Consider the following 17,119-nt stretch of genomic DNA (forward strand, 5'->3'; position numbering starts at 1 on the left):
CACCACAGGGTTTAAGAAATGACTGATGACTGGTTTGTATGACGTGAGCCCGCAAACGCGAGCCACACACCAGGATGTTGTCTTGACGACTTCCGACCGACGCCGCTCCGCGAGGGAGCAACATTTCTTATTCGTCGTCCTCTTCCTCCTCCTCGTCGTCTTCTTCCTCTTCTTCATCCAGGAGACCACGTTTGGCGGCTGCAATCTTCGCCTTCAGTTCGCCCGGATTGTTGGACTTGAACATGACATCTTTCTCCTCGCAGAGCCCGTTCTTCCAGAGATTGAAGAGGGCATCATCGAGAAGCTGCATCCCGAACTTACGTCCGGTCTGAATCATCGAGTTAATACGGAATGTCTTGGCTTCGCGAATCAGGTTCGCGATGGCAGGCGTCACGACCAGCATCTCATAGGCAGCCACCAGCCCCTTGGGTTTCTTGGGGAGAAGGGCCTGCGACAGGATGCCGATGATCGCATTCGCCAGCTGGGTTCGGATCTGGTCCTGCTGGCTGGTGGGAAACACGTCGATAATACGGTCAACGGTCCCCTGGGCACCGGTGGTGTGCAGCGTTCCGAACACCACGTGACCCGTTTCCGCCGCGGTAATCGCCGCTGAAATCGTCGCCAGGTCCCGCATTTCCCCCACGAGAATGACGTCTGGGTCCATACGCAGAGCACGACGAAGGGCTTCCGGGAAGTCCGGCACATCGACGCCGATTTCGCGCTGGTTGAAGGTCGACTTCTTGTGCTTGTGGTAATACTCGATCGGGTCTTCGAGCGTAATGACGTGGTGGTCCATCGTGTCGTTGATGAAGTTCATCATCGACGCCAGCGACGTCGTCTTGCCCGAACCCGTTGGCCCCGTCACCAGGAACAGGCCCCGTGGACGGTGCAGAAGTTCCTGACAAACCGGAGGCAAACCGAGTTGCTCGAATGTAAGGAACTCGTTGGGAATCCGTCTTAAGACCATCCCGATGTGGCCGCGTTGTTTGAACACAGCCACACGGAAGCGGGCCTTATCGCCGAAGGCGAACCCGAAGTCTGTTCCGCCCATCTCCTGAAGCTCTTGTTGATTCCGCTCAGGCGTGATCGACTTCATCAGCGCGACGGTATCTTCTGCTTCCAGGGACTTGGTCTCCAGACGAACCATCCGCCCGCCCATCCGGACGACAGGAGGTTGTCCGGTGGTGATGTGAAGGTCGCTGACTTTCTCTTTGACCACGGTCTCGAGAAGTTTGTCGATTTGCACAAAGGCCATGCGAGATCTTTCCAAGGTGACGAACGAAGAAGTCGGTCGACAAGCCAGAACGCGCCGCGAGAGGAACCCTGCTCGGAATCACTTCCGCTGACAACTCAGCAGGAAATGTTTTCACTGGAGATCAACGCCTGTCCCATGTCACGAACGCATCGCTCGTGCACAAGCAGATCCAGTGAAAAATCGAACAAGACGAATGAAATGTGCCCGGAAGAAACTCGAGTTCCTATGACGCCCTGGTGAAGTGTTCCTGGTGTTGGTCGAATTCAATAGATGTGAGATCAGTGATGTGTGACGGTGGTCGAGGCCGAGTTGACCACGTGTGACCGGCAAACGAAATAACCAGCAAACGAATTTGGCACCGCGAAGTCAGGCTGCATGTCCCGTCGTGAGGAAAAATTATGAGAGAAGAATCACGACGTGAGTTGGGCTGACGTCTCATTATGAGACATCTCCAGACAAAATGGCAAACGATTCGGGAAGATTTCCCATCCTGCGACGTCGCGCGGATATGGTCGCCCGTGCGCCTAGTGACCGCCGGTCTTCAGCTTGTAGGCCTCTGACAATGTGGTCACTCCCGCCAATGCCTTGTCGACGGCATCTTCCACCAGCGTCTTCATCCCGAACAGGCGCGCCTGCCGGCGGATGTTCTGAGTCGGCTCGCTGTTGAAGGCCATTTCGCGGATGGTGGAATTCATAACCATCAGCTCGTGACAGGCTTTACGTCCACGATACCCTGTGTGCTGACAGTGATTGCAACCCTTCCCGCGGTGCGTCTGAGCCGTTTCCAGCTGCGTTTCTGTGAGCATAAACTCAGCAATTTCAGAGGGATCGGGCTCGTAAGGATACTTGCATTTCGGGCAGACAACCCGCACCAGACGCTGGGCCAGTACCGCCATAATCGACGAAGCGACCAGGAACGGCTGAACACCCATGTCGATCAATCGTGTCACAGCACCGGGCGCGTCATTCGTGTGAAGAGTACTGAAAACTAAGTGTCCAGTTAAAGAAGCTTGAATTGCCATGTCCGCCGTCTCGGTATCACGAATTTCTCCGACCAGAATGATATTCGGAGCCTGGCGAAGCATCGCCCGAATAATCCGCGAGAAGTTCAGCCCGATCTTGTGACGCACTTCGCACTGATTGATCCCTGGCAGGGTGTACTCGATCGGGTCTTCTGCGGTGATGATCTTCCGATCAGGTCGGTTCATTTCGCCGAGTGCCGAGTAGAGTGTCGTCGTTTTTCCCGATCCCGTTGGGCCTGTCACCAGAAAGATTCCGTTCGGACGGCGGATGATGGTCTGGAACCGCTTGTAATTTTCCTCACTGAAGCCGAGGTTTCGAATCCCGATCTTAATGTTGTCACGATCTAGAATCCGCATGACGATCGCCTGGCCGTGGTTCGTTGGCAGGATACTGACTCGCAGGTCAAATTCCTTTCCTCCGATGCGTGTTTTCACTCGACCGTCCTGCGGCCGACGCTTCTCAGCGATGTCAATTCCGCCCATAACCTTGATCCGCGAAACCAGCGGAGCCAGCAATCGACGCGGCGGGCTGTCGCGCTCAACAAGGGCACCGTCAATCCGGTACCGAATCCGTACCCGGTCTTCAAAGGGCTCAATGTGAATATCGCTGGCTCGCAGCTTCACTGCTTCACTGATGACCAGGTTGACCAGGCGTACAACGGGTGACGAATCGTCCGCATCCGCCTCGGCTTCGGCTTCCGAAAGTTCCGACTCGGTGAAGTCGATCTGGGTTTCGGTGAACTCCGAGATCATCGAATCGACCGACTCGGACTCGTTTTGCCCATAGTGACGGTTGATTGCATTAACGATCGACTCCTTGGACGCCATCGCGACCTTGATGTCTTTATTCAAAATGAACCGCAGCTTTTCGAGAACCTCGAAATTCATCGGGTCATGGACCGCCACAACGAGTGATTCCCCTTGAGTTTCCAGCGGAATGACCGAGTTCTCGCGGGCCACCGATTCGGGCACCTGATCGATGATGTAAGTCGGGATTTCGACTTCATCCAGATCGATGAACTCATAACCAAATTCGCGCGCCTGGTATTTGGCGATCGTGGCCTGGTCGACGTAGCCCAGTCGCAAAAGCGCCTGCTCGATCTGGCCTCGGGAGTTTTTGGCAACGTCTTCTGCTTCCGCGAGCTGATCCGCGGTAATGACTCCCTCATCGACAAGTCGATCCAACCAGGTGTAAGCCATGCTGTTCCCATCTTGAAAGGCGTTGCTTGAAGACGTTGCTTATAGACGTTGATCGTCTCGGATCGGCGCAAACGAACCAGCGTAGAACGCGATACGAAAGCGCGGGCGCACGATTCGCGCAGTAGTGACGTGATACGGATAGTTTCGTCCGAGAAGCCAAGAATGACAAGAGTCGACCTGTATTCGCCCGCCGTATTTACACAACCCGCGCAGATTATAGCGCCGAAATCACGCCTCCTCAGGTCGGCTCTGCATTTGCTGCAGCCAGGCAAGATCGACTCGATGCAAACGCCAGATTCCCCCTGCCGTGCAAAGCCCGCCAAAACACCACAAATGCCAAATCTCCGCCCCACTCGCTAACAAGTCTCGGCAGTCCCCAACGCCATCAAACGATCCAATCCCGATATAAAGACCATTAGCAAGCAGACAGAACGCCGCAAAACTCCCGAGGAAAAGGCGTAAGCTTACGTTCCAGCACGCACACACCGCATCGAGAAGCAACGGCAGAAGTGCGCCAATAAATGGCCCCGCCGCAGCCACGACCAGCGGAGAAGGATTCGGATCAACATCGGTCCGTGAAATCGACCACGGAGTCCAGACAACGGTTTGAACCGTCCCGCCCGTCGCCCACGCCGCGAGGATATGCCCCAATTCGTGCACGCCCATCATGGCATAAAAAAACATCCAGACGATCAAGACCGCCTGGATGGGATTTTTTAAACACCAGCGCAACATGGAGACGCATCCTTGGGAGTAGCGTCTCAATCGCAATTAATTCAGAGGTTCGCGGAAATCGACACTTCCATGGATATCTTCGTCGATTTCCGGCTTCGTGCCACTGAAATACGCCTTGCTGGCTTCATAAAGATACTTCATCCCGCTGGTCCCGCTGTTATCCCAGTACTGTCCCTGATCCGGTTCAACGCCGATCAGCGCCAGCTCAGGGTCATCTTTCCCGCCCGGGAACCAGGTCTTCCACGACTCATTCCAGAACTCATCCAGCTTCGCACGGTTGCGGTCAATCGTCGCTTCACCGCTCAGTGACACATACTGACTCCCATTCTGCAGCGCGACGTTGACGTGTGGATCTTCCAGAAATTCTTCCACCTTGCCCGAGTACAGGTTGGTGATGAACCAGAGCCGGCAATCGTTCTCGACTTTCGCGATGACCATCGGTCGTGATCTCAACTCGCCATCGAGCGTCCTGCTGACCAGCATCGCGGAATCGAATTTTTCCATGACATCGTGAAACTTCTGAAACTCTTTGATCGTTTGAGTCGACATAGCGCGTTCCTTTCTCTCGGGAGTAAAGCTAGAAGTAACTTCACGCTGCGAACGCTATGCCAACAGGTGGAATCGTTGGAAACCACAGCCGATCTGCCCGCTGAGACAACAGTCCGCTTCTCTCGCGAGCGAAACTTGCCCGAATACCGAATCGTGATCACACTACCTGACGAACCTTCAGCCGATGATCGTGTCGGCTAAGTCTTCCACGCGTTCAGGAGACCGCCCCATGAGTTTAGAATTTCGCCCGATCCAAGACGATGAAGTCGATGCCTATCTGGATGTCATGGAGCTCGCCTTCGGCATCGAAATCAGCGAAGCTCAACGTCCGCGATCCCGAAAAGTCATGGATGTCGCGCGCATGCGGGGAGCGGTCGACGACGGCAAAGTCGTCGCGACGTTCAATGCCTATCCGATCGAACTGACGGTCCCCGGAAACGTCATCCCCCTCTCAGGGGTTTCGCAGGTCACCGTCGCGCCGACACACAGGCGACGTGGTATCCTCACTCAGCTCATGACCTCTCACTTCGAAGAAGCCCGCGAGCGTGGCGATCTGATGGCGGGGCTGTGGGCTTCGGAAGGGCATATCTATCCGCGCTATGGATATGGTGTCGCGTCCTACCATCACACAGCCAGGGTCCTCAAGCCGTTCGCCAGGCTGAACCTTCCATCGAACCCCGACGTTTCGATCGAGATGATCAACACCGCGCAAGCCCGGGAGGTTCTGCCGGGGATCTATGATCGCGCACGACCTCGCATCCCCGGCATGCTTTCCAGAACTGCCAACTGGTGGGAGTTCCGCATCCTCGCAGACCCGCCACAGGGCCGACAAGGCGCCACGCCGTTTCGTCATGCCGTCTTGAGCCGGGCTGGCCAACCTGAAGCGTATGCCATTTACTATCACCGCCTGCCCAATGGGTACGGTTCACTCGAGCTGCATCTGGTCGAGACGATCGCCGTCAATGATCAGGCAGAGCTCGCGCTCTGGGATTACCTGTTGAACATCGATCTGACGGTGCTCATCTCCTATTGGAATCAGCCCGTCGATTCGATTGTCATTCCACGCACGATCGAAGCCAGACGCTGGGAACTCTCGCAGCAGGATTCACTCTGGCTGCGGCCAGTCGATCTGCCTGCAGCGCTTGCGGCACGTCGTTACTCGTCGTCGGGTCAACTCGTCATCGAATGTCAGGATGATCAATGCCCATGGAACACCGGGCGATTCCTGTTGAGCGTCGATGAATCGGGAGTCGCAGAATGCCAGTCAACATCACGCGACGCGCAGATCCGCATGACGCCTCGAGAAATTGGTGCGCTCTATCTCGGCGGTGTCTCCGCCTATGAGCTCTGGAGAAGCGGTTTATTGCACGGCGATGAAAAGTCCGTCATCGCAGCCGATCGTCTGTTCCGTTGGCATCGGCAGCCCTGGTGTCCTCATATCTTTTAAGCAGTGATCAAGGTGGTCGTGGAGGACTGACCAGGCTGATTCGAATTGTCTTTAGGCTGGCTCTTACCGGTTTTGGGATCGATGCAAGGAAATCTTCAAGCAGCACAAATGCCTTATGGCTCGATGAGCTGGTGACGGATCGCAAATCTCGCCAGCTCAACGCGGTCATGGATATTCAGTTTGTGCATGATGCGATACTTGTGGCTGTCGACCGACTTCGGCGACAGATGCATGGTCTTGGCAATTTCCTTGACGCTGTGTCCGATCGCCAGTTGTTTCAGAACTTCCACCTGACGCATGGAAAGATCCATCCAGCGTCGGCTCGGGCGAAGCTTATAGCGGTCATGCTTGGCATCGAAGAAGTAGACCTTGTTTTCCCCTTCGTGAGGATAGACAGATCGATTTCTGGCAATCCGGCGCAGGTTGTCCAGAATAGTGGCGAGTGGATCGGTTTTGAGCAGATACCCGTCGTATCCCATCCGGACGGACTGAGCCAGATGGTGGTCGGCATGGGTATCCGTCAAGACAACGATCTTCGGCTGAATCCCCTGGGCTCGCAGCTGCTCGGTGGCAGCAAAGAGATCGATCGACCCAAGGTTGATATCAGAGATGAGTAGATCACAAGGATGCGTCTTCAACTGGTCGACGAGATGTTGGCCATCGCTTTCTGTCCCAGCGACGCGGAATGTTGTGTTGGCTTGAATCGCGTAAGCAAAAGACTGCGCGACCGAAAGATTTCGGTCGCAGACGTAGAGACGAAAATCTGCGGACATAAAACGGCCCTAAAACAAGAAGCAATATGAGGATCGGCGTATCCCGACATGTTGGCTATCGGCGCACGAACGCATCAGACTTGCTAGAATTATTCGCACGCATCGGTACACATGTCGTGGCTTTGACAGGGGCAGCAGTGCTCTCTCAGCGAGCATGAGATGCTTGTCCAATAGTGTGCGTACTAGTAGTGATGTCTTTCAATTTTTACGCGCACATGTGCAAACTGCTGTATTTGTAAGGCATTTGCTGTAAGCAACTTACAGTGGAAGTTAATGGCGCAAATCATTTGGTGTGCGACCAAAAGTGCTAATTCGCACAGGCTTAAAATCGGGCATACGGTGAAACTACTCTTTTTTCAATATTCTGGATTTTACCCACTAGGTACTTGCCGTTTCGACGAGATGTCTGATCAGCGAATGAACTCAACAAACCCTTCGTTGCGAAACGTTCGATCCGTGCTGTTTCCATTGCGCAAGATCGTGGAGTTGAATCGGAAACCGCCACGAACATAAAAGCCCGGTGTCTCAGGAATGTAAGGCAACCGATACGGAGTCCGTGATTGAGGCAGGTCTGGATTGTCGTAATCGGCAGCCGAAGCAATGTGGCTGAAATAGCTACGGCGAAATGCCCACGTCTCAGCGAAGACTGAGGTTGTCTGGCTGACAACCAACGCGAACAGGCAGATGAAGATGATGTTCGTTCTCATGGGATTCCCCCGGGTCAGTGGTGACCAGTGATGATGCTTTCCCGCGTCGATGTGGACCTCAATGAGGTGAAAACTCAACAAAACGCCCGGTTTTCGCCTGTTTTTCAGACCACAAAACACCCAGACGCACCTCGCGTACCGAACCGTCCAGTTCTGAAGACTGCCGTTGGCTCTGGCGTCGTAATGCGTATAATCCCTGCAACGAATCCCAGCAGGAAATGACTTGATGCGAATTGTCTGGTTACTGTTTGCCCTGGCCTGTTTCTGTCGTATTTCGCAGGCCAGTGAAGGTGAGACACTGAATGCAGAGCGCTACCGGCAATCCCGGGTCCTGGCGCGGGCCAAGACCATTGGAGTTCTCCAGCATTGGCTCGACCTCCGTGAACAAGCCGGCTGGCGAATCCAGAAAGACGTTCGCAACGACCAGTTTCGCCTGATCGACGAGTTCTATCGCGTCGAAGCCGCTGGCACGCACGAGGACTGCCTTGCCAGACTCGCAGCCGTCAATCCGCAACTTTCAAAAGACGATGCCGCTCGCGAAACCGTCATCCTGCTGCACGGACTCGGCAGAAGCAGCCTCGGCATGGAGCATTTCGCGAACTCCTTGGAGAAGAACGGCTACCGAGTCGTCTGCTTCAACTACCCGAGTACCCTGGTCGACATCGACACCGCAGCCCAGGGATTACGTGAGGTCATCGCAACACAGGCCAGCGACAACCCGATTCATGTCGTGGCCCATAGCTTAGGAGGACTTGTCAGCCGGGCAGCTCTGTCAGCCGAGCCGCTTGATCCTCGCGTCAAACGCCTCGTCATGCTGGGAACTCCCAACCATGGAGCCGAACTCGCCGATCAGTTGCAGGATGCCCCGCTCATTCCAGAAATGGTCGGTCCAGTCGGACCACAACTTCTCACCGGCCCGGATTCGTATGTGGAGAAGCTCGGAGTCCCGAAGATCGAATTTGGCATCATCGCAGGCGCGATGGGAAATCCGTTTGGCATCTCCAGTCGCGTACCCGGTGACGACGACGGCACCGTCAGTCTGAAAAGTGCTGTGCTGGACGGTGCCAAGGACGTCATGGTCATTCGCATGATGCACGCGTTCCTGATCTACGATTCGACTCCGCTCGAAGCAACAGCTCGCTTTCTGAAGACGGGGCGCTTCGACGAAAGCTGAAAACTGACATCGAAGTGGTGTCGTCGCGACACTTGAATTGCTCATTGTGACGGCGCTGCTCGCGCTCATGTTTTGATGATAACTTGTGATAAATGCTTACTCAGTAATTCTTTGCGGACGAATCGAAGTCACCGCACCGTGAACGGCACTGCAACTGCGTTAGGGAATGTCATCACCGGTTGAACGAGTTCATTCAACTGGTTCTCCAGAAAACATTCCCTCAGATCGAGTTGCTGCCATGAAACCTTCCATAATCCCTTTTCTTGTTGTCGTGATGGCCTTGGGTGTCGGTCGCGCTCAGGCAGCTGGCTATAGTCACAATCACTATCACAACGATCCCTATTCCAATGTCACTTCCGGGATGCTGCTGGGCGTTTACGCTCAGGCCGACGGCTACGGACTGGAAGTGACGGGTTTGATCCCCGGTTACTCGGCAGTGGGTCGTCTTCAACCGGGAGATGTTCTTCTTCGAATGAGCGACGATGGCTATCGCGTCTTCAACCTGACGTCGATGGCTGTCATGGAACAAGCCAAAGCCGCTGTTGGTCCCAATCGCGATGCTGCCGTCGAGTTTTACCGTCCGGGTGTTGGTTTGACCTACGCCTGGGTCACGTTCACTCCGATCGCAGGACCAGCTTTTGCCCCAACAGCGACAAGACAATTCTCCGCCCAGTTCCGACTTGAATCGGAAAAACCTGGCTGCCGTGCGATGTTTGACCGCATCCCACGCAAACAAGCCCTGCCAGGTTCATGGACGGTTCCTAATAAACCTGGACACATTTCAAACCCCTCGGGGCCGATCCGTATCCAGCCTTACCCATTCCCAATTCAAACCAACAACCCCGGCGGTCGCTTCCCTGATCGCCGACCAGACCACAACAACCACTGGAACGATCGCAACTGGGACAACAACAAGTACGATCCTCGTTTCACGACTCCTCACCCATCTGCTCCTCGTCCCGCCGTTCCACGCCTTACCAGCCCCTCCGATCTCTTTGGACGCCGCTGATCTCGATACCCTGAAACCGAATTCAGGACACCGCAGCTCGAAGCCATTCGAGCTGCGGTTTTTTTGTTTCCCCTGCTCATTTCTTGGCGAACAAAATATTCCCCGCCTGCCCCGATGCCAGGTACAGCTTCAGCACGTCCAGGCTTTGCATCGGTTCGACAATGTCCTTGACCCGCTTCCAGAACGCTTTGACCGACTTCTCTTTGGTGATCTCGAACGACACATCAGTCGATGCGACATAAAGAATTCGCCCGAGTTCATCAGCCGTGCAGCCGATGAGGCGCCGAGGTTCGGTGACGAAGAAGAGGCGTTCGAGATGTGGTTGTGTGGCGTTCGTTCGTGTGAACAAGTCAAATGAACGCTGGTCGAACCGATAAGTCTGCCCGGCTTGTTGATGAGTGACGCCCCCTTTGAAATGACCGTCCGGGAACTGGTCAGTGCGATAGAGTTGCGGGTCATATCCCCCTTGCACGCCGCAGAACCAGGCCATGTTCTCCTGACGCATGCGAAAGCCATGAGCGATGTCGTTGATGTTGCGTTTGGCTTCGACGATCGCGAGCACGTCAAAGAGATCGCTGCCTGACCGGCGCGTGACGACAATCTGATCGAGTTCGCCGCGGGCACAGCCGAGGGTCGCGCCGTTGAGAACTTCGCAGGACGTCGGCGTCTTCGAAACCACGGGGACAATGAACTCGATGGTCTCCCGTCGCGAGACTTCTTCGTAACGGTCGCCAGAACTGCTCGACTGCAGGCCTCGTTCTTTGCCAAAGCGTTCCAAAGCAACTTCTGCTTCTTCGAGGCCGATGTCCCGCCGGAATTTTTCGTAAGACGATCTCGCAGCCGCGAGTTTCTTCGCAGCGACGCTGGCCTTCATCAGCGTTTCATAGCGAGAGGTCGCAGCCTGCTGTCGCTGTTGAAACTCGGCGAGTTTCTCTGCCGACGCATCGTTTCTCGCGACCGCAGCCGCTAAACCGGCCACAGCTTTGTCGAGGTTTTCGAGTTGAGCCCTGAGGGCATCAATCTCAGCGGCTTCCGGAGCAGCGTGATAAGCTTCTTCCGCGGCGCGAAGCCGATTCATGCGATAAGTCATCGCGCGACGATTGCGGTGAAGCAGGTCGCGGATGACTAATCGCTGTCGAAACATTTCCTGACGAGAGGCGTCTTCGAGGCTATAAGACAACCAGACGCGAAATTCTTCCAGCGTCATCGTCGCGAGATCAACCTGATTCTTCTCCAGGTAGTCTTCCAGTTGCGACGTTGACAGTGGCGGCATGGAAGGTGGTCTCGGAGTCGAATCAGGGAATGATCGAGTAGCCGCTGTTTGGGCCACGTTAGTCAGGCGATTTCGGGAAGATGCTCGAGAACAAGCTGGCCATGAAGCCCAGCATGAGATAACTCAGCAGCATCTGCGTGAGCATGACACATCGTCCGTACGTGTCAACTCCACGATCGACTCCGAAGTCCAGCGTGACGAACAGCGCCAGACTGTTCATGCAGTGATCCAGGAACGTCGGGTTCTTATTCGCAAAGCTGAACGATTCGGGACTGACCGCCATCAGCCCCGCAAACAGCAGAACGAACGCGATCCCCCAGAAGACCAACAGATAATTCCGCTTCCCACATCCCAGGAACATCCACCACAGATTTCCCAGCATCGGATGACGCTTGCAGAACTGCCGGATCGTCAATTGGTGAGCCGCATCGGTCACCCGTTGACGCAACGCCCAGTTCGTTCCGAAGTCGACGCCAATGGTCTTCGTCGTCACGAATGTCGTGGCATCATCCACATGAGTATCGATGACGTCCGCCATCGACAGGTCGGCCCCATCGAAGTTGACCCCCTTCAAATCGGCTGCACTCAGGTTGACCCGGTTCAGGCTCGCCTGTTGCAGCTGCGTCCCGTTCAATTGAGCCTTGACGAAGCTCGCCTGCGTCAGGTTGGCCCGTTGGAACCGACCTTTCGTGAAGACCGCTTCTTCAAACCGGGCGGCTGTCAAGTCGGCTCCGTTGAAGGAACCGCGATCGAAGGTCATCTGTGTGAAGTTGGCGCTTTGCAGATGCGTGTCCGGGAAGTCACACAGCGTCAGCTTGGCGCCGGTCCAGTTGGACGCCTTTGCCAAAGCCGCTTCGAACTTCCCATTGCTGATGACAGTGGAGGTGAAGTCCGCTGACTCCAGTCGGGCATTGTTGAAGCGGCAGTGAGACAGCTCTGCCTTGTTCCAGGTCGATCCATTCAGGAAGGCCCCGAAGAAGCGAATGTCTTCCAGCTTCGCGTTCGAGAAATCGACGTTCAGCATTCCTGCTGTCCGAAAGCTGATCCCGGTCAACTGGCTCGACGTAAAGACGGCGTGGTCGAAGCGACACTTATCGAACTCAATGTCTTTCCAGACCACCTTATCAGCTCGGCAGCTCTGAAAGTTCGCACGACGCGCCATCACACCGCTCAGCTTTGTCGCTGAGAGAAACACGTTCGACAGATCGCAGTCGTTGAGGATCGCTTTTTCGAGGTTCGTATTGAACAGCTTGGTCTTGCGCAGGCAGGACCCGCTCAGGTCGATCCCATTGAGATCGAGGTTATGCAGATCAACGCTGCTGAGATCGCTGTGAGGAAACTTACGTTCTCCCGCAGCGTACCGGGCGACGAGTTCATCGCGCGTGATCGCGGTGAGGGTTGTTTCGCGAGGGATGGTTGCTTCGATTTCTGTCGACATGGGAAAATTCCGGTGAGTATTCAGACACGAGATTGCCATCAAACGCAAAATCGTCTCAAAAGGATCATGAGAGTTCAAACAGTTTGTTTTGAAATCTATTGCGTCCAGCCCGTTGGCAAGGAGATCATCTCTAATTAACATAAACGAAGTCTTACGTATCTTTTGAGCCGATGAAATTCCGCAAGTTCCCCTGGGAGCAGACTTCTATGACTTTTCTGCAGCGCCTGTCGGTCAGCGTTTTCGTTCTTGCACTTTCGCTGACGAGCCTCACTGCGAACACCAGTTTTGCTGAAGAACCTACGCTGACACTGCGAGATTCCGAAACCATCGCGCTCATCGGCGATGCCCTCATCGAGCAGGAACAATACTCCGGCTGGATCGAGCTCGCCCTCACGGCATCGACTCCCGAGAAGAACCTCAAGTTCCGCAACCTCGGCTGGAACGCGGATACCCCTGTCGGCGATTCCCGTTTCGGTCTCAGCCTGCGACAAGCAGGGAACGAACCCGCTGACGAAGGCTGGAAGCAACTCATCGCGCAGGTCGAACTGGTCAAACCGACGCTTGTCATCTTCGGCTACGGCATGGCCAGTTACCTCGAACTTGGCGGCGACGACACCAAGACATTCGCCGACCAGTTTCAAAAGCTGATCGCTGAAACCAAGCGAATTAATCCTGAGGTCCGCTTCGTCTTTCTATCGCCGATTTCCTGGCGAGCCGATGGGGCAGGGGAGCATGAAGACCTCGCGAATTATCGTCGTGTGATTCATCGCATCGCGAATGCCCACAAAGCCCCTTTCATCGATCTCGGTCAGATCCCCAATGATGGCCACTTTCACCAGGATCCGATTCACCTGAACGAAGCTGGCTTCAAGAAAGCGGCGGAGTTGATCTGTCAGGGATTGAACCTCGATGCCAAAACCTGGCAGGCCAGCCTCCAGGCCGAACCACTTCGCGAAGTCATCGTCCGGAAGAACGAATGGTGGTTCCACCGCACACGCCCCTCGAACATGGCCTACGTCCTCGGCTTCCGTAAACACGAACAAGGCCAGAATGCCGTTGAACTCCCTCAATATGAAGCCCTCATCGCTGACGAAGAAGTGATCATCGCCAAACTGCGACCCCTCAAGTCGAAGGACGTCGAACAGCCCAAGCCTCGCACCGAGTCAAAATTCGCAAAGTTCACCCCACAACCTCACCCCGAGTTCACGATGAACAACGAGTTCGAGGTCAAACTCTGGGCCGAGAATCCTCAGCTCAACAAGCCGATTCACATGAACTTCGATGCAAAAGGGCGACTCTGGGTCGTGAGCTCGGAAGCCTACCCGATGATCGAAGTCGGCCAGTCACGTCCCGATAAAGTGATTGTCCTGGAAGACACCGACAACGACGGTGTCTCCGACAAATCGACTGTCTTCGCCGATGAACTGCTCATCCCGACGGGCGTCTTGCCGACCACGAATGGGGATGGTGTCTACGTCGCCCAGAGTACCGACCTGCTGTATCTCAAAGACACCAACAACGACGGCGTCGCCGATGAGCGGACTCGCGTCCTCTCGGGCTTTGGAACCGAAGATACGCACCACAACCTGCACACACTCGTCCGTGGTTATGACGGACGAATCTACATGAACCAGTCGGTCTACACCCGCACCGATACCGAAACCCCTCACGGCGTCGTTCGTCTCAAAGCCGGCGGCGGGTTCCGCTTCCAGCCCGATGCGCTCCGCATGGAGATCGTCTTCCGCGGCTTGTGGAACTCGTGGGGTCACCAGTTCGACCAATTCGGTAACTCGTTTCTGACCGACGGGGCAGGGGGCAACGGCGTTGCCTACACCTTCCCCGGCGCGATGTTCCACCCGACTCCTGGAGCCGCCCGTCAACTCGAACTCATCAGCCCGGGACGCTGGCCGAAGTTTGCTTCTGCCGAAATCATCTACGGCGACTCGTTCCCGAAAGACTGGCAAGGCTCGATGATCACCTGTGACTTCCGGGCCAACCGCGTCGTCCGGTTCAGCTTTGAAGAAGATAACGCAGGCTTCGTCACGAAGCAGGAAGACGACCTGATGCGAACGTCTGCCACGTCGTTCCGCCCGATTGATGTCAAACAAGGACCCGATGGTGCTCTTTACATCGCTGACTGGTCCAACCCGATCATCAACCACGGCGAAGTCGACTTCCGCGATGCACGACGCGACCGCTGGCACGGCCGCATCTGGCGCGTCAGCTGGAAGGGTGCCAAAAAGAAAGACAACATCGACCTGACGAAAGCCAGCCTCAGTGATCTCTTCAACAACCTCACCTCCACCGACCGTTACACCCGCGAGCAGTCACAGGCCCAGCTCGTCGCCCGACGCGATCAGGCAGTCGCCATGTTGCCAAAGTGGGCATCCTCACTGACAACCGACGAAGCCCGCTTGGCGGCTCTCTGGCTGCACGAATCTCTCGACCTCGCCAACGAAGTCCTCCTGACGAAACTACTCGCCTCGAAGGTCGACGGCGTCCGCACCGCATCGGTTCGTGTCCTCATTCACTGGACCGGCCCGAACACCGACGTCGACAAACCGATCACCGTCTCTCGCGCGATGGACCTGCTCGGCAAAGCCGTCAATGATCCCTATCCCCGAGTCCGCCTCGAAGCCGTCCGTGCCCTCGGTCAACTCGCGACCGCAGACGCCGGCTTGCTAGCCCTCGCTGCCCTCGATCACCCGATGGACCGTTTCATCGAATACGGCCTCTGGCTGACGGTTAACGAAGCCTCCACGCCATTGACGACAGAACTCGCCAAGGATGATGCCCTCAACAAGATCAAGCCCGCCCACCTGCAGTACCTGCTGACCTCCATCAATCCCAACGTCTCAGCTCAACTCCTCGGACAATACCTCGCGACCCACAAAATCGAAAGCAACGGGGCAGGGCCCTGGATCGAACTGCTGGGCAAAGCGGGGAATCAGGAGCAACTGACGGAGTTGTTCAATCGTGCGGTTGACGGTGACTTCGCGACGGAAGCACGCGTTCGTGTTTTGAAATCACTGCTGGACGCCGATCGAACTCGCGGCGCCAAGCCTGCCCACAATGACAAGATTGTTGCCCTGGTGGCCTCCGACAACGATGCCGTTCGTACGTCTGCGGCGGAACTGATCGGACAATGGAAGCTCGAAGCGGCTTCAGAACCACTCGCCAAAGTGGCCTCCGATGAGAAGGCGACGCTCGAAGCTCGTCGTGCATCCCTGATGGCATTGCGCCAGATTCAAAAGCCGTCCGCGAACAAACAACTCTTCGCGCTGGCTGAGACGATCAAAACCGAACCGCTCCGCACCGACGTTCTCAACGCCATCGCGGCTGTCGATCTCGGACGCGCCCTCCCAACTCTCTTCACAGCCATGAAGACGATCGAAAGCGAAGAAGCCGCCCAGGCCCTCTGGCGTTCGATACTCGTGACGAAAGAGGCCGGCAAACTGATTGCATCGAAACTCCCCGACAGCGGCATGACCGAACTCGTCGCCAGAGCCGGCTTGCGTGTTGCTTCCGAAGGACGCAATGAACCGGAACTGACCGCTGCCCTGTTGCCGCTGTCCGGTCAACTGATGACCCCGGAAAGCCTGACCCCAGAACGGATCGCCGAGTATGTCAAAGCGATCGCAGAGACCGGCGATCCCCACCGTGGCGAGCAGATTTACCGCATGAAAGAACTCGCCTGCGCCAACTGTCACGCGATCGGCGGCGTCGGCGGCAAGGTCGGCCCCGATATGACCAGCTTAGGCGCCTCGGCTCCCGTCGACTATCTCGTCGAGTCGATCTTCAACCCCAACGCCAAGGTCAAAGAAGGGTATCACTCGGTCGTCCTCGTGACCGAAGATGGTCAGGTCGTCACCGGGATCGAAGTCAAAGCCACCGAGGCGCAGACAACTATTCGCACCGCTGACAACAAACTCATCAACATCCCGACCCGCGAGATCCTCGAGAAAAGCAACGGCTCATCGCTGATGCCCGTCGGTGTTGTCGATCGACTCAAGATGCAGGACCAGGTCGACCTGATCGCGTTCCTTTCCAAACTCGGCAAGCCAGGTGACTTCGACTCCAGCCGCGGAGGTGTCGGCCGCGTTTACGAAGTCCTCGCTGGCAGCCATGTCGTCGAGCAGAACAACGGCCCGCAGATCATCGACGGGACGCTGACCAAAGGCTGGAGCCCGGTCCTCTCTCTGGTCAACGGCAGTCTGCCTCGCAAGACGCTGCAGGAACTGACCGTCATCCCCGCTCACGTCAGCCTGGTCCACGTCTACCTGCGAACCGGCTTCACCACAACGGACGATAAAGCCGTCACCTTCACCGTCCTGGGAACCTCGACCGCAGCCGGTTGGATCGATGGCCAACCCATCGAAGCCAAAGCAACCACAGTCGACGGCCAGCCCGCCACACTCCTGACGGGCAAAACCGGCAGCGGTGCTCATCGCCTCCTCGTCCGTCTCGATGCCCGTCAACTCCCAGACAACACGATCGTGAAGTCAGCTGACGTCACCTTCGCGCTGGAGTAGCCTCC

The 17,119-nt window shown here is 56.0% G+C and carries 12 protein-coding genes; 4 read left to right on the top strand and 8 right to left on the bottom strand.

The window, feature by feature from the left end:
* Window positions 1–127 precede the first annotated feature (127 nt).
* From SH248x_RS18445 to SH248x_RS18460, 4 genes are all read right to left on the bottom strand, one after another.
* Entirely contained in the window at window positions 128–1,255 is a 1,128-nt protein-coding gene (locus SH248x_RS18445) for a type IV pilus twitching motility protein PilT (protein WP_459555783.1), read from the bottom strand.
* A 524-nt stretch (window positions 1,256–1,779) separates the two neighbouring features.
* Window positions 1,780–3,477 (bottom strand): GspE/PulE family protein, encoded by a 1,698-nt coding sequence (locus SH248x_RS18450; protein WP_459555784.1) that lies wholly within the window; start codon window positions 3,475–3,477, stop codon window positions 1,780–1,782.
* Between the two features lie 228 nt (window positions 3,478–3,705).
* Window positions 3,706–4,212 (bottom strand): M50 family metallopeptidase, encoded by a 507-nt coding sequence (locus SH248x_RS18455; protein WP_459555785.1) that lies wholly within the window; start codon window positions 4,210–4,212, stop codon window positions 3,706–3,708.
* Between the two features lie 36 nt (window positions 4,213–4,248).
* Window positions 4,249–4,761: a pyridoxamine 5'-phosphate oxidase family protein gene (locus SH248x_RS18460; RefSeq protein ID WP_459555787.1), complete on the bottom strand. Its 513-nt coding sequence runs from the start codon at window positions 4,759–4,761 to the stop codon at window positions 4,249–4,251.
* A gap of 229 nt (window positions 4,762–4,990) precedes the next feature.
* On the opposite strand from SH248x_RS18460, the gene SH248x_RS18465 reads away from it, so the two are divergent.
* Window positions 4,991–6,208 (top strand): GNAT family N-acetyltransferase, encoded by a 1,218-nt coding sequence (locus SH248x_RS18465; protein WP_459555788.1) that lies wholly within the window; start codon window positions 4,991–4,993, stop codon window positions 6,206–6,208.
* Window positions 6,209–6,321: 113 nt separating this feature from the next.
* Here the strand turns inward: SH248x_RS18465 and SH248x_RS18470 are convergent, their stop codons facing one another.
* Both SH248x_RS18470 and SH248x_RS18475 read right to left on the bottom strand, forming a co-directional pair.
* Window positions 6,322–6,981, bottom strand: a complete 660-nt coding sequence (locus SH248x_RS18470) for a LuxR C-terminal-related transcriptional regulator (RefSeq protein WP_459555789.1) — start codon at window positions 6,979–6,981, stop codon at window positions 6,322–6,324.
* A gap of 410 nt (window positions 6,982–7,391) precedes the next feature.
* A complete protein-coding gene (locus SH248x_RS18475; protein WP_459555790.1) occupies window positions 7,392–7,688 on the bottom strand; it encodes a hypothetical protein in 297 nt (98 codons plus the stop codon).
* A gap of 226 nt (window positions 7,689–7,914) precedes the next feature.
* On the opposite strand from SH248x_RS18475, the gene SH248x_RS18480 reads away from it, so the two are divergent.
* Window positions 7,915–8,862 carry an alpha/beta fold hydrolase gene (locus SH248x_RS18480; RefSeq protein ID WP_459555791.1) on the top strand — a complete coding sequence of 316 codons (948 nt, stop codon included), beginning with the start codon at window positions 7,915–7,917 and terminating at the stop codon, window positions 8,860–8,862.
* 238 nt (window positions 8,863–9,100) lie between these two features.
* Window positions 9,101–9,871: a hypothetical protein gene (locus SH248x_RS18485; RefSeq protein WP_459555792.1), complete on the top strand. Its 771-nt coding sequence runs from the start codon at window positions 9,101–9,103 to the stop codon at window positions 9,869–9,871.
* A 76-nt stretch (window positions 9,872–9,947) separates the two neighbouring features.
* Here the strand turns inward: SH248x_RS18485 and SH248x_RS18490 are convergent, their stop codons facing one another.
* Both SH248x_RS18490 and SH248x_RS18495 read right to left on the bottom strand, forming a co-directional pair.
* Window positions 9,948–11,144 (bottom strand): hypothetical protein, encoded by a 1,197-nt coding sequence (locus SH248x_RS18490; RefSeq protein ID WP_459555793.1) that lies wholly within the window; start codon window positions 11,142–11,144, stop codon window positions 9,948–9,950.
* 58 nt (window positions 11,145–11,202) lie between these two features.
* The gene (locus tag SH248x_RS18495; RefSeq protein ID WP_459555794.1) at window positions 11,203–12,582 is read right to left on the bottom strand and encodes a pentapeptide repeat-containing protein; all 1,380 of its coding nucleotides are present in this window, start codon (window positions 12,580–12,582) and stop codon (window positions 11,203–11,205) included.
* Between the two features lie 206 nt (window positions 12,583–12,788).
* On the opposite strand from SH248x_RS18495, the gene SH248x_RS18500 reads away from it, so the two are divergent.
* Window positions 12,789–17,114 (top strand): PVC-type heme-binding CxxCH protein, encoded by a 4,326-nt coding sequence (locus SH248x_RS18500; protein WP_459555795.1) that lies wholly within the window; start codon window positions 12,789–12,791, stop codon window positions 17,112–17,114.
* The last annotated feature ends 5 nt before the right edge of the window (window positions 17,115–17,119 follow it).

Origin of the sequence: Lacunimicrobium album (assembly GCF_052161635.1) — a bacterium.
GTDB lineage: Bacteria > Planctomycetota > Planctomycetia > Planctomycetales > Planctomycetaceae > SXPC01.